General features: G+C 66.6%; 16 protein-coding genes. 12 read left to right on the top strand and 4 right to left on the bottom strand.

From position 1 onward, the window contains the following. Positions 1-130 precede the first annotated feature (130 nt). Positions 131-2,872 carry a choice-of-anchor I domain-containing protein gene (locus ABIE57_RS11315; protein WP_354539125.1) on the top strand — a complete coding sequence of 914 codons (2,742 nt, stop codon included), beginning with the start codon at positions 131-133 and terminating at the stop codon, positions 2,870-2,872. Continuing rightward, positions 2,845-4,518 (top strand): choice-of-anchor I domain-containing protein, encoded by a 1,674-nt coding sequence (locus ABIE57_RS11310; protein ID WP_354539124.1) that lies wholly within the window; start codon positions 2,845-2,847, stop codon positions 4,516-4,518. The genes ABIE57_RS11315 and ABIE57_RS11310 overlap by 28 nt, the downstream gene beginning before the upstream one ends. A gap of 69 nt (positions 4,519-4,587) precedes the next feature. Here the strand turns inward: ABIE57_RS11310 and ABIE57_RS11305 are convergent, their stop codons facing one another. The 3 genes from ABIE57_RS11305 to ABIE57_RS11295 all read right to left on the bottom strand — a co-directional run bounded on the left by ABIE57_RS11305 (position 4,588) and on the right by ABIE57_RS11295 (position 6,400). Beyond that, positions 4,588-5,079 (bottom strand): hypothetical protein, encoded by a 492-nt coding sequence (locus ABIE57_RS11305; protein WP_354539123.1) that lies wholly within the window; start codon positions 5,077-5,079, stop codon positions 4,588-4,590. Positions 5,080-5,204: 125 nt separating this feature from the next. Then, entirely contained in the window at positions 5,205-5,906 is a 702-nt protein-coding gene (locus ABIE57_RS11300; protein WP_354539122.1) for a response regulator, read from the bottom strand. Further along, entirely contained in the window at positions 5,903-6,400 is a 498-nt protein-coding gene (locus ABIE57_RS11295; RefSeq protein ID WP_354539121.1) for a MarR family winged helix-turn-helix transcriptional regulator, read from the bottom strand. Before ABIE57_RS11295 ends, ABIE57_RS11300 begins: the two co-directional genes overlap by 4 nt. 166 nt (positions 6,401-6,566) lie before the next feature. On the opposite strand from ABIE57_RS11295, the gene ABIE57_RS11290 reads away from it, so the two are divergent. The 4 genes from ABIE57_RS11290 (at position 6,567) to ABIE57_RS11275 (ending at position 11,783) form a co-directional block, all read left to right on the top strand. After that, positions 6,567-7,433: a branched-chain amino acid aminotransferase gene (locus ABIE57_RS11290; protein WP_354539120.1), complete on the top strand. Its 867-nt coding sequence runs from the start codon at positions 6,567-6,569 to the stop codon at positions 7,431-7,433. 808 nt (positions 7,434-8,241) lie between these two features. Further along, positions 8,242-8,931, top strand: coding sequence for a sugar transferase (locus ABIE57_RS11285; RefSeq protein ID WP_354539119.1), 690 nt, complete (start codon positions 8,242-8,244; stop codon positions 8,929-8,931). Between the two features lie 132 nt (positions 8,932-9,063). After that, a complete protein-coding gene (locus ABIE57_RS11280) occupies positions 9,064-10,488 on the top strand; it encodes a hypothetical protein (protein ID WP_354539118.1) in 1,425 nt (474 codons plus the stop codon). 8 nt (positions 10,489-10,496) lie between these two features. Next, positions 10,497-11,783 (top strand): glycosyltransferase family 4 protein, encoded by a 1,287-nt coding sequence (locus ABIE57_RS11275; RefSeq protein ID WP_354539117.1) that lies wholly within the window; start codon positions 10,497-10,499, stop codon positions 11,781-11,783. A gap of 4 nt (positions 11,784-11,787) precedes the next feature. Here the strand turns inward: ABIE57_RS11275 and ABIE57_RS11270 are convergent, their stop codons facing one another. Further along, a complete protein-coding gene (locus tag ABIE57_RS11270; RefSeq protein ID WP_354539116.1) occupies positions 11,788-12,543 on the bottom strand; it encodes a WecB/TagA/CpsF family glycosyltransferase in 756 nt (251 codons plus the stop codon). Between the two features lie 135 nt (positions 12,544-12,678). Here ABIE57_RS11270 and ABIE57_RS11265 point away from each other — a divergent pair, with 135 nt between their 5' ends. The 6 genes from ABIE57_RS11265 to ABIE57_RS11240 all read left to right on the top strand — a co-directional run bounded on the left by ABIE57_RS11265 (position 12,679) and on the right by ABIE57_RS11240 (position 20,167). Then, positions 12,679-13,836 (top strand): Gfo/Idh/MocA family protein, encoded by a 1,158-nt coding sequence (locus ABIE57_RS11265; protein WP_354539115.1) that lies wholly within the window; start codon positions 12,679-12,681, stop codon positions 13,834-13,836. Continuing rightward, positions 13,827-14,726: an NAD-dependent epimerase/dehydratase family protein gene (locus tag ABIE57_RS11260; RefSeq protein ID WP_354539114.1), complete on the top strand. Its 900-nt coding sequence runs from the start codon at positions 13,827-13,829 to the stop codon at positions 14,724-14,726. The genes ABIE57_RS11265 and ABIE57_RS11260 overlap by 10 nt, the downstream gene beginning before the upstream one ends. Beyond that, positions 14,723-15,961, top strand: a complete 1,239-nt coding sequence (locus ABIE57_RS11255; RefSeq protein WP_354539113.1) for a glycosyltransferase family 4 protein — start codon at positions 14,723-14,725, stop codon at positions 15,959-15,961. Before ABIE57_RS11260 ends, ABIE57_RS11255 begins: the two co-directional genes overlap by 4 nt. Beyond that, complete coding sequence (locus ABIE57_RS11250; protein WP_354539112.1) at positions 15,958-16,917, top strand: glycosyltransferase family 2 protein; 960 nt, start codon at positions 15,958-15,960, stop codon at positions 16,915-16,917. The genes ABIE57_RS11255 and ABIE57_RS11250 overlap by 4 nt, the downstream gene beginning before the upstream one ends. A gap of 21 nt (positions 16,918-16,938) precedes the next feature. Further along, positions 16,939-19,035 carry an NAD-dependent epimerase/dehydratase family protein gene (locus ABIE57_RS11245; protein ID WP_354539111.1) on the top strand — a complete coding sequence of 699 codons (2,097 nt, stop codon included), beginning with the start codon at positions 16,939-16,941 and terminating at the stop codon, positions 19,033-19,035. 82 nt (positions 19,036-19,117) lie between these two features. After that, a complete protein-coding gene (locus ABIE57_RS11240) occupies positions 19,118-20,167 on the top strand; it encodes a CpsD/CapB family tyrosine-protein kinase (RefSeq protein ID WP_354539110.1) in 1,050 nt (349 codons plus the stop codon). The last annotated feature ends 3 nt before the right edge of the window (positions 20,168-20,170 follow it).

The following is a 20,170-nucleotide window of genomic DNA, read 5'->3' as shown; positions in this document are numbered from 1 at the left end:
GCGCGCCTTCGGGGCAAGCGGCACACGAGGGTGTCCGCTGATACAAACCCGTTACGTTTTCCTCATCCCGCTGTCACAGAGCGACACTATCACACCCGCAGCTTCATTCTCAAACCGGGTGGGATTTCCGATGGCTTATACGCTTCAACTGCTCCATGCGAGCGACCTTGAAGGCGGCGTTGCCGCACTCGAGAACGCGCCGAACTTTGCCGCGATCGTCGATACGCTGGAAGACACGTTTGCCAATACGCTGCTGATCTCGGCGGGCGACAATTTCATTCCCGGACCGTTCTTCTCGACCGCCGCCGATCCGACGCTGGCCCCGGTGCTGAGCGATGCCTTCGTCCGGTTCGTGACCGAGGTGCAGGGGATCGAGCTGGGCGAGGTCAATGTGAACCTCGGCGCGGGCGTGGGCCGCGTGGATGTCATGATCATGAACGTGCTCGGCTTTGACGCCTCGGCGCTCGGCAATCACGAGTTCGATGCGGGCACCAATGCGCTGGCGGGCATCATCAATGCCTCGGGCGGCAATGGCGCGATCGGCTGGACCGGCGCGCTGTTCCCCTACCTGTCCTCGAATATCGACTTTTCGGGCGACGGGTCTCTCGGGCGGCTGTTCACCGACGAGATCCTCGACGCGGCAAGCTTTGCCGAATCGGTCGCTGACCTTGCGGCGCGCAATATCGGACCGGCCATCGCGCCCGCGACCATCGTCGATGTGAACGGTGAGTTGGTCGGGATCGTGGGTGCCACGACGCAGATCATCGCCAGCATTTCCTCGACCGGCGGTATTCAGGAAACCACCGGCGGCGCGACCGACATGGCGGCGCTGGCCGCCGCGATCCAGCCGCAGATCGACGCGCTGATTGCCGCAGGTGCGAACAAGATCATCCTGACCTCGCATCTTCAGCAGATCGCGCTGGAAAAGGAACTGGCCGGATTGCTCGACGGGGTGGACATCATCATCGCGGGCGGGTCGAGCACGCTTCAGGCGGATGCCGAGGACCGGCTGCGCGAGGGCGACACGGCGCGCGAGGGCTATCCGTTCCTGACCACCGACGCGGGTGGCAACCCGGTCGCCATCGTCTCGACCGATGAGGAATACAGCTATGTCGGGCGTCTGGTGGTCGAGTTCGACGACAACGGCGTGCTGATCGTCGAGTCGATCGACGCCGCCGTGTCGGGGGCCTTTGCCACCGATGCGCAGGGCGTGCTGGACGTGACCGGGGCCGCGACGCTGGAGGAGGCCATCGCGGGATCGGTCAAGGCCGATATCGTGCAGGACCTCACCACCGCCGTGGGGGCCATTGTCGAGGCCGCCGACGCGGTGATCTTCGGCAATCACGACGTGTTCCTTGACGGCCGCCGCGAGACGGTGCGCACCGAGGAGAGCAACCTTGGCAACCTGACCGCAGATGCCAATCTCGAGGCCGCGCGCGAGGCCGATGATACGGTCATGATCTCGTTCAAGAACGGTGGCGGTATCCGCGCCGAAATCGGCTCGTCGACCGATACCGGCACCGATGAAGGGGACGGGCAAATCTCGCTGCTCGATATCCAGAACTCGCTGCGGTTCGACAACCAGTTGATCATGGTGTCGCTGACGCCCGAGGGTCTTTTGATGATCCTCGAACACGGCGTGGCGGCAACCAATACCGCCGCAGGCGCGACGCCGGGCCGGTTCTTCCAGATCGGCGGCTTCCGCGTCAGCTTTGACGAGAGCGCACCGGCGCAGCGGCTTGTGACCGACGATACCGGTGCTTTCGTGGTCGATCCTGACACGGGCATGCCCGCGGTCGAGGTGGCGGGCGAGCGCATCCAGACAATCGCGCTCATTGACCCCGCGACCGGCGATGACATCGTGATCTACCGCGACGGGGCATTTACCGACGCCGCCCCCGAGAGCATCCGCATGGTCACGCTCGATTTCCTTGTCGAGCAGAACGGCGACGGCTACCCGTTCCGGGAACTGGCCACCGACATTTCCTATGTGACGCAGGATGGCGGCACCACCACCAACCCGGACGATCCGGCGATCCTGGGCGAGCAGGAAGCGCTTGCGGACTTCATGACCAACAATTTCTCGGACGGCGACAGCTTTGCCATGGCCGAGACGGATGTGTTCAACGACCTGCGCATCGTGCAGCTTGAGCGCAACGGCGGGATCGACCGCATCCTGCTCGACGAGACGGAAAACCGGCTCGATATCGAGATCGGAGCGGAATTCCTCAGTGGCGAGACCGAAACCTTTACCGGGGGCTCGGAAGTGGTCGCCGTCGAGGACGGGCGCGCCTATGTCACCAATGACGCGCAGGACGTGATCGACGTGTTCGACATGGCGACGGGCGAAAAGCTCGAGTCTTTCGACCTGACGCAGGTGGCGAATTTCGACAGCGTGCAGTCGGTGGCCGTGCAGGGCGGATTGATCGCGGCGGCAATTTCGGTGACACCTGCCGAGGCGAATGGCGTCGTGGCGATATTTGACACCGAGGGCAACCTGCTCAACACCGTCGAGGTGGGCAACCTGCCCGACATGGTGACCTTTACCCCCGACGGCACGCGTATTCTCGTGGCCAATGAGGGCGAACCGACGGGCGGCGTCGATCCGCTGGGCGGGGTGTCGATCATCGACGTCTCGGGTGGTGCAGCGGATGCCACAGCGACCACGCTCGACTTCACCGCGTTTGACGGGCAGGAGGACGCGCTGCGCGAAGCGGGCGTGTTGATCGAGCCGGGCAAGTCTGCCTCGGAGGATCTGGAGCCGGAATACATCACCGTCCTGCCGGGGGGCGAGACGGCCTGGGTCGTGTTGCAGGAGGCCAATGCCTATGCGGTGCTGGTGCGGTGCTGGATCTCACCACCAACACCGTGACCGAGATCCGCAGCTTTGGCCTCGTTGACCGGTCGCTGCCGGGCTTTGAGATCGACGCGTCGAACCGCGACAACGCGATCAACCTGCAAAACTACGACAACCTTTTCGGGATGCGTCAGCCCGATGCGATTACGGCGGTCGAGATCGGTGGGGAGACCTTCATCTTTACCGCCAACGAGGGTGACGCACGCGACGCGACCGAGGCGCGTGTCCGTAGCCTCGATCTCGATCCGACGGCCTTTCCGAACGCAGACCTGTTGCAGCTTGACGAGAATCTCGGACGGCTCAACGTGCGCACCGATATCGGCGACACCGACGGCGATGGCGATTTCGACCAGCTTTTCCATTACGGGTCGCGCTCGTTCACGATCTACAACGCGGCGGGTGAGGTGGCCTTTGACAGCGGGTCGCTTCTGTCGCAACTCATCGCGGAAATCCGACCCGATCTCTTCAACCAGTCCAACGGGGATTTTGACGGGCGTTCGGACGACAAGGGCGTGGAGCCGGAGGCCATCGCCGTGGGTGAGGTTGGCGGGCGCTATTATGTCTTTGTCGGGCTGGAGCGCGACAACGGCATCCTGATCTTCGACGTGACCGACCCGACCGCGCCGGTCTTCGAGCAGTATATCGACGCCGAGGCAAACGGGAACATCAGCCCCGAAACCATGCAGTTCATCCCCGCCGAGGAGAGCGCCACGGGCAATGCCCAATTGGTGGTGGCCTTCGAGGGCGATGGCAACACGGTGCTCTATGATCTCGACTTCGGGCGCGATCTGCTGCTTGAACCGGGCAGCGGTGTGGCGCTTGGCGGGCGCGCGGGTGATACGATCACCGGCAGCGGCGCGGCTGACACGATCTTCGGGCTTGATGGCGACGACAGCCTTGTGGGCGCGGGCGGGAATGATCTCATCGGCGGTGGTGTCGGCAACGACACGGTCGAGGGCGGTGCGGGCGATGACGACCTGTTCGGCGGCGCGGGCAATGACCTGCTCCGTGGCGGCGACGGCAACGATCTGCTGGGCGGCGGTGCGGGCAACGATACGCTCGACGGTGGCGCAGGCGCCGATCAGATCTGGGGCGCTGCGGGCGATGACAACCTGTCGGGCGGTGCCGGAGACGATACGCTGGGAGGTGCTGCCGATAACGACACGCTCGATGGTGGCGCGGGCGATGACGAGATGTGGGGCGGTCTGGGCGATGACAGTCTCATCGGCGGCGCGGACAACGACACGCTTGGTGGCTTTGACGGTGACGACACGCTGGATGGCGGCGACGGCGACGATCAGCTCTGGGGCGGTGCGGGCGCTGACAGCCTGTCGGGCGACGCCGGCAACGACATCCTCGGCGGCGGCACCGGGTCTGACACCATCGACGGCGGGACCGGGTCGGACACGATGTGGGGCGGCGCGGGCGCGGATGTGTTCGTGTTCTCCGGCGTCGCAGCGGGCGATCTTGATCTCGTGCAGGATTTCGAGGTCGGGCTTGACCGTATCCGCATCGAGACTGGCGGCGCAGCGCTCGATTTCGCGGCGCTTGGCCTTGCCGATGTCGGCGGCGTGGCCGAGTTCACGCTGGACGGGGCCACCGTGCGCCTTGTGGGCCTGACCGCCGCTGAAATCGGGGCAGACAGCTTCGACTTTGTCTGACACCTGCCAGCAATGAAAAAGCCCCCGGCCGCTCGTGCCGGGGGCTTTCCTGTTGGCGGCGCAGACGGATCAGGGTTTGTCGCCGATCTCGCCGGTGAGCGTGAACAGGCGCTTGGGCCCTTCCGCAGGTTCGATCTTGATCACGCCGACGCCGCGCTTGCCTTCGAACTGGCCGGTGCCGTTCACAAGTTCCCAGAACCCGTCATCGTGCAGTTCGGGCTTGTCCGCACCCTTCATGAACACGGCGCGCACGGTGAACTTGACGATGGCCACATCGCCGTTTTCCGCCTCGAAGCGCAGATAGCCGCGCGGGTCGCCGCCCATGGGGGGCTGAATGTCGTGCCAGCCGAATTCGGTGACCTTTGCCCCGGCAAGCGCACCCTCACCCTCGGAGACGCCCTCACGGCGCACGGCGAGGACGAAATGCGGCGTGCCGTCGCCCATCTCGAAACGCATCTGCTCCTGCGGGTCGAGAACGGTGGTGACGGAGACGGGGGCGGCGAGCGCGGCACTGCTGATGAGCATGAGGCCGGCGGCACCGAGAAACCTGTTGAATGGCATGTTGGATCACTCCCTGAAAACGCTGTCCGCCCAGATCGGGCAAATGCAGAAAACCGTTCCGGAGATGTGATTGCAACGGGAAACCCGTTCCCGACCTTCACATATGCGTGTCTGAATGTGTCGCCTCAGTCGGGCGCGAGCATATAGCCCTCGCCGCGCACGGTTTGCAGGTAGCGCGGCTGTTTCGGGTCGGTCTCGATCTTGCGGCGCAACCGGGTGATCTGCACATCGACGGCGCGTTCCTGCGCCTGCCCGTTATCGCGGCCCAACTCCTCGACAAGGCGGGCGCGGCTGATCGCCTGGCGCGGATTGTCCGCGAAGATGCGCATGAGCTGCACCTCGGTCGTCGTGAGCTTGACCGGCGCACCGCCACGCGTCAGCTCGGCACGCTCGATATCGTAGCGAACGGGGCCCATGCGCAGGGCGCGGGGCTGGATTTCCTCGGGTTCCGGTTCGGGCATCCGGCGCAGGATGGCGTTGATCCGCAGCAAGAGTTCGCGCGGCTCGAACGGTTTCGGGAGATAATCATCGGCCCCCGCCTCCAGCCCCTCGATGCGGTCGGCGGCCTCGCCCTTGGCGGTGAGCAGCAGAATGGGGGTGGTGCGGCTCTCGCGCAGGGTGCGGGTCAGATCGACGCCGCTCTCTCCGGGCATCATCACGTCGAGCACGATGAGGTCGAAATCAAGCCCCGCGAGCACACGCCGCGCATGGCCCGCATCGCGGGCCACGGAGACAAGAAAGCCGTGCCGCATGAGGAACTTGCGAAGCAGGTCCCGGATGCGTTCGTCATCGTCGACGATCAGAAGATGCGGCGCAGGTTCGCTCATGTGTCGGACTCCCTGATGGCATGGTAGCGGCGGCGCATGTCGGGGTCCATCATTGCTTCGAGCACCTGCCGAAAGCCCGCGACCGCCTGCGGACCGGCGGCGCGATAGGCGGCACGCATGCGCGCGCGCTGGGCATCCGACAGCTTGCGTTCCAGTGCCAGGCCCGCCTCGGTCAAAGTCAGGTGCCGTTCGCGCCGATCGTTCGCGCCAACCCGGCTTTCGACCAGACCATCCTCGATCAGGGTGCGCAGCACGCGGTTCAGCGATTGCTTGGTCACGCCGAGAATGGCGAGCAGGTTGTTCACGGTGGTGCCGGGATTGCGGGCGATGAAGTGGAGCGCGCGGTGATGGGCGCGCCCATAGGCCATGGTGGCAAGGATGCGGTCCGGATCGGCGGTAAAGCCGCGATAGGCAAAGAACATCGCTTCGATGCCCTGACGCAATTGCTCATCGGTGAGAAACAAGAGGTTTTCGCCGCCCTGCATCTCGGCCATGGCACTGCTCCGTTCACAATTCACCCGTTACAGCCCGATATTAAGTCAGCTTTATTGACATTCCAAGATCGAATCGGTAGCAACTTTCAGAAACTGCGTAATTTAATGTCCGTTATGGCCATAATTCACGCAATAAATGAAAAATTCAACCCGTGAGGATGGGATCATGGCAAGTTACGACGACCGCGACGGCAAGATCTGGATGGATGGCAAACTCATCGACTGGCGGGATGCCAACGTGCATATCCTGACCCACGCGCTGCATTATGCAAGCTCGGTCTTCGAGGGCGAGCGCTGCTATGATGGCAAGGTGTTCAAAAGCCGCGCCCATTCCGAACGCTTGCTGAAATCGGGCGAGCTGATGGACATGCCGATCCCCTACACGGTGGACGAGATCGAAGCGGCCAAGCGCGCGGTTCTGGAGGCCAACGGGTTCAGCAACGCCTATGTTCGCGTGGTGGCGTTTCGCGGCGCGGGCGAGGATATGGGGGTGGCCGCCGCGCGCAACCCGATCCGCATGGCGGCGACAGCATGGGAATGGGGGAATTACTATGGCGACGCCAAGATGAAGGGTGCCAAGCTCGATATCGCCAAGTGGAAGCGCCCGAGCCCCGAGACCATCCCCGTCGCGGCCAAGGCGGCTGGGCTCTACATGATCTGCACCATGTCCAAGCACGCCGCCGAGGCCAAGGGCTGCTCGGATGCCATGTTCCTCGATTATCGTGGTTACGTGGCCGAGGCGACGGGGGCCAACATCTTTTTCGTCAAGGATGGCGAGGTGCACACGCCGCTGACGGATGCGATCCTCAACGGGCTGACGCGGCAGACGGTGATCGGAATGCTGAAGGATCGTCAGATCAAGGTGCATGAGCGCCATATCATGCCCGAGGAACTGGAAGGTTTCGAGCAGTGCTGGCTGACCGGCTCCGCCGCGGAGGTGACGCCTGTGGGGCAGATCGGCGATTACACTTTCGAGGTGGGCGCCATGACCCGCGAGGTCTCTCAGGCCTATGAGGCGCTTGTGCGCGCCTGATACCTGCGGCCCAGAGAGACGCGCCGCCCGGTCCCTGCCGGGCGGCTTTTTCGTGCCTGCACGCGAGTGATTCGCGCCACTTCCGGGGCGCGGGGGCGTTCTGTCGCGCGACGGCGGCTTTTGGCACTCGGCTTAAAATTGTCGAAAATGTGACGATCCCGGGTCGCGGTCATCCGCCGCCCCACGCCCGTGCCGCACCCGTCCCTTTTGGAGCGAAATGCGGACGTAACGCTGCGTAATGGGGAGTTTTACTGCCGCATTCTCCGTTCTCAGGAAACAGTCGAATACATATATCAGCGCTGACCGAAAATCGGAAACAGTTTGTCGGTCCGGGCGGGAAAACTGGTGTGGAGATGGAAGCGATCGAAGATCGAAACCAGGCAACAATGTGGCCGTTTTTGGGCTGATCGTTTGGGCAGGCACGCCAGTCAAAATGGCAAAGTCATGGCAGGGCAACTCGAGGAAGTTATATTTTTCACGATGGCCGATATCGTAAAAGTTGTATTTTTCTCAGAGTCTTGACCGCGAAAAATGGCGGGGGCATATTGCCTAAGTCTACTTGGTTCTTGGATAAATTCCTGTGACTGGCATGTGGGGGCATGACGTTACTGGAAGGCCGAAGCGGCGAGCCGGGTGATGCCATATGCGGCTGGGGTTCGGAATGCGTGTGTAATTCGTCGGGGTCGTCCGACACGGTCTTGCCTCATTTCGATCCACGAAAGGTCTTGTTTCGCCGGGGGGTCGGCGAGGCGTCATTTATGGTGTCAGAAGTCACGAGAGTGCTGGTTTCTGCTGGGGAGTTGCTGCCATGTCGGTCGTGGATACTGCGGGCTCGAACCGCGTTGATCTTTCGAATTTTATTCAAAACGGCCCTGTTCGGCAAAAGAGTGATGGTGTTTATGACCGTGTGGTCAAGCGGGTGTTCGATATTGCCATTGTCCTCCTGCTTGCGCCGGTCGCACTTGTGATTGTGGGGGTATTTTGCCCGCTGATCATGCTCGACGGGAAATCACCCTTCTACACCCAGCCGCGCGTCGGGCGTAGCGGGCGGCTCTTCCGCATGTGGAAGTTGCGCAGCATGGTGGCGGATGCGGATGCGCGCCTTGGGGCCTATCTCGATGCGAACCCGGAGCGCCGCCGCGAATGGGACGAAAACCAGAAGCTGCGCGATGATCCCCGGATCACGCGGGTGGGGCGGATCATCCGGAAAACCTCGATCGACGAGTTGCCCCAGTTGTGGAACGTGCTGAGGGGCGAGATGTCGATGGTGGGTCCACGCCCGATGATGCCTGACCAGCAAGCCATCTATCCCGGCACGGCCTATTACGCGCTGCGCCCCGGTATAACCGGGTTCTGGCAGACCTCGGTGCGTAACGAAAGCAGCTTTGCCGACCGGGCGAGGTTTGACGCGCAATACTTCCGCGACCTGTCGCTTGGAACCGATCTGATGGTGATGCTGCGCACGGTGCGGGTGGTGCTGTGCGGCACCGGCTGCTGAGCACGATCGCGCGGCTTGCCCTGAAATCGTTGGAATGCTGCCCTCTTGCTGCGTAAGAACTGAGGCACGCTTGGCCTGTGGGACGGGTGATCCCGGTCCGCACGGCAAGAGAAACGAGGTGCCCGGCGCATCATGCCCAACGGGTTCGCATATCTGATGCTGGCGCTCTGGCCGCTGGTGACGCTGGTGATGTTCCGTCGCTGGCCGTTGGAACGTGCGCTGGTGTGGTCGCTGCTGGGGGCGTTTCTGTTCCTGCCGCCGCCGCCTGCGGCGTTCGATTTCCCGATGATGCCGCCGCTGTCCAAGGAGTCGCTGCCAAGCGTGGCGACCTTTCTGATCTGCCTCTATCATTGCGGCAAAGAGCGCGTGCGCCGTCCGCTTCTGCCGGAGGGGGTTCTGGCGCGGGCGCTGGTGGCGCTGTTTGTCCTGAGTCCCATCGCAACCGTGGCGACCAATACCGAGGAGGTGTTTTTCGGACGCATCGGCCTGCCGGGGCTGGGGATCAAGGATATGGTGGCGCTCGTCCTGCTGCAATTCATCCTGCTCATGCCGTTTCTTCTGGCGCGCGCGCATCTGGCCACGGCGCGGGGCCTGCGCGAACTGGTGCTGGCGATTGCCGTCGGGGGGCTGATCTACTCGGTGCCGATGCTGGTCGAGGTGCGGCTGTCGCCGCAGCTCAACATATGGGTCTACGGGTATTTCCAGCACATGTTCGACCAGATGATCCGGCAAGGCGGGTTCCGGCCCATCGTGTTCCTGTATCACGGGCTGTGGGCGGCGTTCTTTACCGTCATGGCGATCACCTGCGCGCTGGCGCTGGCGCGCGAGGCCGATGGGCGGCAGCGCGTTCTGTGGCTGGTGGCGGCGCTCTATCTCGGGGCCGTGCTGGTGCTGGCGAAATCACTCGCCTCGCTGCTTTACGGGCTTTACCTTGCGCCGCTGGCGCTGTTTCTGCCGACGCGGCTACAGGTGCGGATCGCGGGGATCATGATGGTTGTGGCGATTTCCTATCCGGTGCTGAAGGGGGCGGGCCATGTGCCGGTGGACTGGCTGCTGGAACAGGCGGCGGGGATTGACCCGGATCGGGCGGCGTCGTTGCAATTCCGGTTCGACAACGAGGATATCCTGCTGGCGCGCGCGCAGGAAAAGCCCGTGTTCGGCTGGGGAAGCTGGGGGCGCAACCAGATTTTCGACCCCGTCAGCGGGGCGATCATGACCGTGTCGGACGGGCGCTGGATCATCCTGATCGGGATTTTCGGCTGGGTGGGCTATCTGGCCGAGTTCGGCCTGATCGCGCTGCCGGTGCTGCTGCTCTGGGCGCGGGGGGCCGGGCTGGCAAGTTTGGGCGCGGGGCCGCTGGTGGGGCCGGTCGCGCTGTTGCTGGCGATCAACCTGATCGAGTTGATCCCCAACGCAACGCTGATGCCGCTGACATGGCTTCTGGCCGGGGCGGTGCTGGGGCTTGGCGAACAGGTGCGACGGCAGGGCGTTGACGCAGTGGACGACCCGGTCGAGGCCGGGGCGCGGCGCGGCCTTGGCTGGAAGCCGTTGATGTGAGGCCGGACATGCCCCGCCCGCGCGTTCTGGCCATTGCCGAGGCCGCCAATCCCGAATGGGTCTCGGTGCCGCTGATCGGCTGGTCGCTGGCCACGGCGCTGCGCGCGGTGGCGGATGTCCATATCGTCACGCAGGTGCGCAACCGCGAGGCATTCTTGCGGGCCGGGCTGGCGGAGGGGCGCGATTTCACCGCCATCGAATCCGAGGCGCTGGCGCGGCCCGTGTGGCGCTTGGGTGAGCGGTTGCGCATGGGCGAGGGCAAGGGCTGGACCATGGTGCAGGCGCTGAGCGCGCTGAGCTATCCGTGGTTCGAGCATCTGGTCTGGCGGCGCTTCGGAGCCGAGATCCGCGCCGGGGCATGGGATATCGTGCACCGGATCACGCCGCTCAGCCCGACGATCTCCTCATCGCTGGCGGGGCGGTGCGCGGGCGCGGGGGTGCCATTCGTCCTTGGGCCGCTCAATGGCGGGGTGCCATGGCCCAGGGCGTTCGATGCCGAGCGGCGGCGCGAGCGGGAATATCTGAGCTATCTGCGCGGCGCCTACAAGGCGCTGCCGGGGCGCGCATCGACCCTGCGCCACGCCACCGCAATCCTCGCAGGCTCTCGGCACACGCTGGGAGAGTTGCCGAAATGGGCACAGGCCAAGGCGGTCTATCTGCCGGAAAACGCCATTGATCCGATGCGGTTTTCGCGGTTGGCGGCCCATGCCGAGGGCGGCCCGCTGCGCGCCGCGTTCGTCGGGCGGCTGGTGCCCTACAAGGGGCCGGACATGCTGATCGAGGCGGCGGCGCCGATGCTGCGCGACGGGCGGCTGGTGCTCGACATCGTGGGTGACGGGCCGATGATGGGCGATCTGCGCGCGCAGGCGGCGGGCCTTGGTGTGGCGGACCGGGTCAGGTTTCACGGCTGGCTGGCGCATGAGGTTGTGCAGGATGTGCTTGCCTCCTGTCATCTCTTTGCCTTTCCGTCGGTGCGCGAGTTCGGTGGTGGCGTGGTGCTGGAGGCGATGGCGCTGGGCGTGCCGCCGCTCATCGTCGATTATGCCGGACCGGGCGAATTGGTGGCCGAGGGGCGCGGCATGAAGGTGCCGCTTGGCACGCGGGCCTCGATTGTTGCCGGGTTTGCCGGTGCGTTCGAGCGTGCGGCGCAGAACCGCGCGGGGCTGGCCGCCATGGGTTGGGCGGGCCGTGATTGGGTGAGGGCGCAGGCGACATGGGAGGCGAAGGCGCGGCAGGTGCGCGCGGTCTATGATGCGGTGCTGGCGCGCGCGCCTTTGCCGGCGGTGTTCGGTTGAGGGCTCAGGGGCGCGCCCGGAGGCGCAGCGCGTCAAGCGCGAGGCCGGGCAGCAACGCCGCGCAGCGCGCGTAGCGCGGCCCGAGGCGACGCGGCTGCGAGAGCATCCGCCACAGCCATTCAAGCGCGAGGCGGCGCACAAGGCGCGGCGCGCGGTGCTGTGTCCCGGCGAGAAAGTCCAGACCGGCCCCGATCCCGGCAAGGCCAATCTGTGGCAGGGCGGCACGGGTGCGGGCGGCGAAAATCTCTTGCTTCGGTGCGCCAAGCGCCAGCAGGCAGAGCCGCGCGCCGGATTGCCGCAGCGCCGTGATCACCGCCGCGCCCTGCGGCCCCGTGGGATCAAACCCCATGGGCGGCGCGATGCGGGCGGCAACGCGCAGCCCGGGCACTTCGGCGCGCAACCCCTCTTCGGCCCCTTGCAGGGCCGCCTCGGTGCTGCCGACAAGCGCAACGGTGTGGCCCGCCTCGGTGGCCAGGCGCGCAAGCGGCGCAACCATATCGGCACCGGGCACAAGCCCGACCGGACGGCGCGCGAGCCGCGAGAGCCACACCACCGGGTTGCCATCGGCCACGATCAGGTCATGGCGCGCATAGGCGTCGAGAAACGCAGGATCGGCGCGCAGCTTCACAAGGTGGTCGAGGTTGAGCGTGGCGAGCGCAAACCCCTCACCCGCAGCGAACCGGCGCGCCACCTCTGACAGAAGGGCGGCGCGGTCGCGCGGGGCGATGCGCAGGGTCTGGTCCTTGATGCGGAATTCCACGCGGTGCTCCTTTGCCACGGGTGGTATAAGGCGCGCGGGATCGCGTTGGCCAGAGGGCGAAACCGGGGAGATTTCGGGATTTCCGCGCAATGGCTTGGCTTTGCGGAAATATTGTCGGATTCTCGCCATGTTGGCATGGTGAATGGGCGTGTGATGGCAGGCAGATCGGGATCAGGCGGGCAGGATGTGGCCGGGCGCGTGGCGCTTGTCGGCTGTGGCTTCGTGGCCGATCTCTACATGCGGTCGCTGCGGCTTTATCCCGATGTTGCGGTGGTGGGCGTGCATGACCGCGACGCCGCCCGACAGGCGGCATTCGTGGCACATTGGGGGGTCGAGGGCGTGGCCTCGCTCGCGGCGCTGCTTGACCGGTTGAGACCCGGCGATGTGGTGCTCAACCTCACCAACCCGGCCTCGCACGCAGAGGTCAGCCGTGCCGTTCTGGCGGCCGGCCACCATGTCTGGTGTGAAAAGCCGATGACACTCGATCTGGAGCAGGCGCAGGCGCTGCACGATCTGGCCGAAGCGCGCGGCCTTTGGCATCTGTCGGCCCCGGCCTCGGTTCTGGGCGAGGCGGCACAGGTGATGCTGGCGGCGGTGCGGCGCGGTGTGGCGGGCCGCGTGCGGCTCATCCATGCCGAGATGGATGACGGCTATATCCCGCAGGCACCCTACCGGCTCTGGCAGAGCGAGAGCGGCGCGCCCTGGCCCGCAGGTGACGAATTCGCCGTGGGCTGCACGCTGGAACATGCAGGCTATGTTGTGGCCTGGCTCATCGCGATCTTCGGGCCGGTCACGCGGGTGGTGGCGGCCTCGGCGCAGGTGGTGCCGGAGACGGGTGCGGGCGCGCCGGATGTCTCGGTCGCGGTGCTGATCTTCGAGGGGGGCGAGGTGGCGCGGCTCACCTGCTCGATCGTCGCGCCGCACGACCACCGGTTGCGGATGATCGGCGACAAGGGTGTGCTGGCGCTGCGCGAGGTCTGGGACAATGGCGCGGCGGTGCGCTTCCACCGGCGGTTCACGCTGCGGCGGCGGCTGATGGAGGCCCCGTTGGGGCGTCGGCTGCGCGCGCGCGGGCCGAGCCATCCCAAGGTCGGGCGCTGGGGCGCGGCGGCGATGAATTTCGCGCTCGGACCCATCGAGATGCTGGCGGCGCAGGCCGAGGGGCGGTCCTGTCGGTTGACGAATGCCATGGCGCTGCACCTGACCGAGGTGGTGCTGGCGATTCACGAGGGCACCGGCGCGCGCGAGATGGTCACGCGCTGCGCGGCGATGGAGCCTGCGCCATGGGCCTGAGGCTGATCATCACGGGCGCGGGCGGGTTTCTCGGCCGGGCGGTGGCGCGCGCGGCGGCGGCGCGGGGGCACGAGGTGCGCGCGCTCACCCGCGCTGATCTGGATCTTGCGCGCGACGATCCTTCTGCGGTGCTGGAGGGGGCCGAGTGCGTGATCCATCTCGCCGGATCGCTCTCGGGCGACGTGGAGGTGCAGGCGCGCGATACGCTGGGCGGCACGGCACGGCTGATCGCGGGTTTGCAGGCGATGGCGCTGCCGCCGCGCGTCGTGCTGGCAAGCTCCATCGCCGTCTATGACGCGGATGCGGGCGGGATCGTGACCGAGGCCACGCCGCTGGAGGCGCGGCCCTCTCGGCGCGATGCCTATGCGCGCGCCAAGATCGCGCAGGAGGCAATGCTGCGCGAGAGCGGGTTGCGGCACACGATCCTGCGGCCCGGTGCCATCATCGGGCCGGGACGGGTGTGGAACGCGCATCTGGGGCCGGTGATCGGCGGGGTTCTGCTGCGGATGGAGCGACGCGGCGAGGTGCCGCTTGTCTCGCGTGACGATTGCGTGCGGGCCTTCGTTCTGGCCGCCGAGATGCCGGGAGAGGGGCGCGCGCTCAATATCCTCGGGGCCGACCGGCCGACGCGGGCGCGGTTCATCGCGGCGCTGCGCGCGGGCGGCTGGCCACGGCATGTGGTGCCATTCAACTGGCGGCTCATGATGCCGCTGGCGTGGCTGCTCTCGCCCTTGGGGGACCGGGTGCCGGGGCTGTTGCGGCCTGCCGTGCTGCGCGCTCGGATGGCACCCGTGGCCTATGACATCGCGGCGGCGGAGGCGGCGCTCGGTTGGGCGCCGCAGGAGGATTTCGACACCGCGCTGCGGCGCGCGCGGGAGGGGGCGACATGAGCCTGCGCATCGCCTATCTGACCGGCGAATATCCCCGCGCCACCGACACCTTCATTCAGCGCGAGGTGGCGGGGCTGCGGGCGCTGGGCCTGACGGTCGAGACCTGTTCGGTGCGGCGCACGGGGGCGGAGCATCACACCGGCCCCGAGCAGCGCGCAGAGGCCGCGCGCACGTTTCACGTGCTGGAGGCGACGCTGTCGCTGCGCCTGATACCGGCGCTGTTGGCCGCGTGGCGGCGGCCCGGTCGCTGGTTTGCCGCGCTGCGGCTGGCGTGGCGGACAAGTCCCGGCGGGCTGCGGGCGCTGGCCTATCAGATGGTCTATCTGGCCGAGGCCACCGCGCTGGCGCATCATCTGCGCGCGCGCGGCGTCACCCATATCCACAACCATATCGCCAAGTCGAGCGGCACGGTGGCGATGCTCTGTGCCGAGATGACGGGCATCCCCTACAGTTTCACCCTGCACGGGCCGGATATTTTCTACGAGCCGCATCACTGGCGGCTGGATGAAAAGATCGCGCGGGCGCGGTTCGTGGCCTGCATCAGCCATTTCGCGCGGTCTCAGGCGATGGTGTTCTCAGACCCTGCGCATTGGCACAAGCTGCATATCGTGCATTGCGGGGTGGACCCGGCGCTTTACGACGGGCCGCGCGGGGGGGCGGGGGCGCATCTGGTCTTTGTCGGGCGGCTGGCGGCGGTGAAGGGCGTGCCAGTGCTGTTCGAGGCGCTGGCGGGGCTGGTGGGCGCGCATCCCGAATTGCGGCTGACGCTGGTGGGCGACGGGCCGGAGCGCGCGGCGCTCGAGGCGCGGGCCGAGGTCTTGCGCGGCCATGTCGATTTCGTCGGCTACAAGTCGCAAGACGAGGTGGCGGCGCTCTTGCGGGAGGCCACCGCGCTGGTGCTGCCAAGCTTTGCCGAGGGGTTGCCGGTGGTGCTGATGGAGGCGCTCGCTGCCCGCGTGCCGGTGGTGGCGACGCGCATCGCAGGCGTGGCGGAACTGGTCGAGGACGGGGTGAGCGGGCGGTTGGTGGCACCGGGGGATGTGCGCGCCTTGCGCGCGGCGCTGGCGGAGGTTCTGGGCGACGGCACGTTGCGCGCGGGCATGGGCGCGGCAGGGCGCGCGCGGGTGGTGGCGGAATTTGACAGCGCGCGCGAGGCGGCGTGGCTGGCGCAGCTGCTCAACGGCTATTCGCGCGGCACCCCGCCCGCGACGGTGCGCCCGGAGGGCAGGCCATGAATGTGGCGGTGGTCATCATCGGGCGCAATGAGGGCGCGCGGCTGGAGGCGTGCCTTGCCTCGCTCAAGGGCCGGGGGCTGCGGCTGGTCTATGTCGATAGCGGATCGAGCGATGGCAGCGTGGCGGCGGCGCGCGCAGTAGGGGCCGAGGTGGTGGAACTCGACAGAACCACACCCTTCACGGCGGCGCGGGCGCGCAATGCGGGGTTTGACGCGCTGGGTGCGGACCTGCCCTACGCGGTGCAGTTTATCGACGGCGATTGCATCGTCGAGCCGGGTTGGATCGAGGCGGCGGTGGCCGCGCTCGCAGCCGATAGCAGCCTTGGCCTTGTCACCGGCTGGCGGTCGGAGATCCATCCCGAGGCGTCGGTCTACAATGCGCTCTGCAATCACGAATGGCACCGCCCGGCGGGCGAGATCCCGGCCTGTGGCGGCGATATGCTGCTGCGGGTCGCGGCCTATCGCGCGGTGGGCGGATTTGACGGGCAGATCATCGCCTCGGAGGATGAAGAATTCTGCCAGCGGCTGCGCAAGGCGGGGTGGCGGCTCATGCGTCTGCCCCTGCCGATGACGCGCCACGATGCCGCGATGACGCGGTTCGGGCAATGGTGGCGGCGCGCGGTCCGCTCGGGGCACGGATTCGCGCAGGTGGGTGATATGCATCCGGGCTATTTCGCGCGCGAGCGGGCGCGGGTCTGGGCCTATGGCCTGGCGCTGCCGGTGCTGGCCGTGGCGGGACTGATCTGGTGGCCGCTCCTGGTGGCTGTGTTGGCGGTCTATGCGCTGTCCTATGCCAAGACAGCGCAGGGGCTGCGAGAGGGCGGGATGGGCACGCGCGCGGCGCTGCATCAGGCGATGTTCCTCAGCCTGTCGAAATTTCCCAACCTGATCGGTATGCTGACCTACAAGCTCCGAAAATGGCAGGGGGTGGCAATGCAGATCATCGAATACAAGTGAGCGGTTTGAAGGACGGAAAAAGTGATTGATGTTGGTTTGATTGGAGCGGGCTATATCGCGGGCTGGCATGCGGCGGCACTTCAACTGACACCGGGGGCGCGGCTGGCGGCGGTCTGTGACCTGTCTGCGTCTGCGGCGGAGGGTCTGGCGGGCGCGCATGGGGCGCGGGCGTTCACGTCGCTGGACGAGATGATCGCAAGCGGCGCGGTCGAGGCGGTGCATATCCTCACGCCGCCCGACAGCCATGCGGCCCTGGCGCGCAAATGCCTGGCCGCCGGTCTGCATGTGCTGGTGGAAAAGCCGGTCGCGCTCTCGGGGGAGGAGGCGGCCTGTGTGGCCGAGGCGGCGCGCGCCGCCGGGCGTCACGTGGCGGCCGGGCATAATTTCCTCGGGCTGCCTGCCTATCAGCGCCTCAAGTCGCTGGTCGCGGCAGGGGAATTGGGGCGGGTGTCGAGCGCCGAGATCGCTTGGGCCTTTCCGCTGGGGCCGTTGCGCTCTGGTCCCTTCGGGCTGTGGATGCTGCGCGAGCCGGGGAACCTCTTGCGCGAGTTGGGACCGCATCTTTTTGCCTTCGCGCATGATCTTTTCGGCCCTGTGACGGTGACGGGGCTGCACCTGTCGAAACCCGTGCAACTGCCCGGTGCGGGCACGCGCCCGCAAAGCTGGCGGATCACGGCCGAGGCGGGGGGCGTCGATCTGGCGCTCAACCTGCAACTCGTGGAGAGCATTGACGACCGTTCGCTCACCCTGCGCGGCTCGTCCGGCCTTGCGCGGCTCGATTATGCCGCCGATGTGTTGACCGTGACCCGCGAGAACACCGCCGATCTGGTGCTCAACCCGTTCCTGCGCGAGACGGGCGGGGCGTGGGCGCATCTGCGCGAGGGGGTGGCCAATGCCGCGCGGCAGGTCGCATCGCTGAACCGTAAATCGCCCTATGCGCTTGGCTTCATGGGCCTATTTGAGGCGTTCTATGGCGCGATCCGCGAGGGCAAACCGCTTGATCCGCGCTTTGACGGCACGGCGGCGGAGGGGGTGATGCGGGCGATCGACGCGGCGATTGCGCTGATGCCCGATCAGGGGCGCGAGACCGTGCAGCGCCCCAAACCGCGCCGCAAACCGAAACCGACCGCGCTGGTGATCGGCGGCACCGGGTTTCTGGGGCGGGACCTCACGCGCGCGCTGGTCGCGCGGGGCGAGGATGTGCGGGTGCTGTCGCGGGGCGCGCACGGGCCCTTCGACGATCTGCCCGAGACCGTGGAGACCTGCGCCGTTTCCTTGCGCGACGAGGCGGGGCTGGCCCGCGCGATGGAGGGGACCCGCGCGGTCTATAACCTCGCGCGCGCGCTTGGCACCTCTTGGGCCGACTGTCTGGAAAACGATGTCGGCGTCTCGGACCGGATCGCACGGGCGGCGCTGGCGGCGGGGGTGGGGCGGCTTGTCTATACCGGCACGATTGCGTCTTATGACATGTCGAACCCCGCGACGGTGATCACCGAATCCACGCCCTTTGCGCAGGATATGAGCGACCGCAACCTCTATGCCCGGTCCAAGGCAGAATGCGAGCGGCGGCTCTGGGAGATGCGGCGCGAGCATGGCCTGCCGCTGACCATCGCGCGGCCCGGCATCGTGGTGGGCAATGGCGGGCCGTTGCAGCATTGGGGGATCGGGCGCTGGCACGGGTCCGGCGCGGTGCGGCTCTGGGGGGCGGGGGACAACCCGCTGCCCTTCGTGCTGATCGGGGATGTGTCGGAGGCGCTGATCCGCATGGGCGAGGCGCGCGCGGCGGAGGGACAGTCGTTCAACCTCGTGGGCGATGTGCAGATTTCGGCGCGGGCCTATTTCAACGCGATCCACGCGCGGCTTGGCGCGCGGCTCCGGGTGAGTTCGGGGAACCTCACGGCGATGTGGGCGGCGGATGCGGTGAAGGCGGCGCTCAAGACATATGCGTTGAAGCGACCCGACGTGGTGCGCGCCTCGCTGGCGGACTGGCGTTCCCGGGGGCATTACGCGCGCTTCGACACTGCCGCGCCAAAGGCGCTCCTGGGGTGGGCCCCGGTGGCAGAACGAGAGGCTTTCCTGCGGCAGGCGGTCGATGAGGCTGGGCTGTTCGGATTTTGAACGGCCCACAATCCCTGCGTTTCTGTCGCATTGTTGCCGGAATTGCGGGGCATATCTGAGCCCGATGGCAGGAGACCCGGCAATGAGGCAGGCCCCGGAGGCAGAGACGGAGGACGCGACCCTGTCGCGTCACGAGGCGTATATGCGCCGCCGCGCTGCGCGTCTGGAAGCAGAGGCGACGGCACCTGATGAGACGGAGCCGGAGGCTGCGCTGGAAAAAGTGCTTGCGCGCAGGGGCGATCCTGTGAGGCTGCCTGAGCCTGAGCCTGAGCCTGAGCCTGAGCCTGAGCCTGAGCCTGAGCCTGAGCCTGAGCCTGAGCCTGAGCCTGAGCCTGAGCCTGAGCCTGAGCCTTTGCGATCAGCGGCAGGGGAGGTCGAAGCGCCCCCCGATGCGGGCGCGCATGTCGCGGCCGCCTGGGCGGCGCTTCGGCCTGTGCCGCTCGATGCCCGTCATCTTGCACGCAACCGGCTCATTTCGGCGACTCGGGACGAGCCTGCGCATGTCGCCTTTGACGTGCTGCGCACCAAGCTGGTGGCGGTCCTGAAGCGCGAGGGCTGGCACCGGGTGGCGATCACCTCGGCCACGTCGGGCTGTGGCAAGAGCTTTGTCGCGGCCAATCTGGCGATCAGCCTGTCGCGCAAGGCGGGGCTGCGCACCGTGCTGATGGATACCGATTTGCGCCGCCCGTCGCTGGCCAAGCTCTTCGGCGTGAAGGAGCCGGGCACGATGGGCCGCTTCCTGAGCGGCGAGATTGCGCCCGAGGATCACCTTGTGCGACCCGCGCCCAATGATCTCAATATCGGCGCGGGGCTGGCGCTCGGCCTCAACGACCGGGCGGAAAGCTATGCCGCAGAGATGCTGCAATCGCCCGCCGCTGCCGCGGCTCTGGCAGTGCTGGCGGCACGGTTTGATCCCGATGTGGTGATTTTCGATCTGCCGCCCGCGCTCTATCACGACGATGTGCTGGCCTTGCGTCCGCAATTCGACGGGGTCCTGATCGTGGTGGCGGGCGGGCGCACGACAGCGCAGGAGGTGCGTGATCTGAAGGAGCGGCTGGGCAGCGACACGCCGCTTCTGGGCGTGGTCATGAACCGCGCCGAGGGCGAGGATATTACGCGTTACGAGTATTGAGCC

The sequence above is a fragment of the Roseovarius sp. MBR-6 genome (genome assembly GCF_040547525.1).
In the GTDB taxonomy this organism is placed as follows: Bacteria; Pseudomonadota; Alphaproteobacteria; order Rhodobacterales; family Rhodobacteraceae; genus Roseovarius.
Note: the sequence above shows the minus strand (reverse complement) of the source record. Positions and strands in the feature narration are given on the sequence as shown.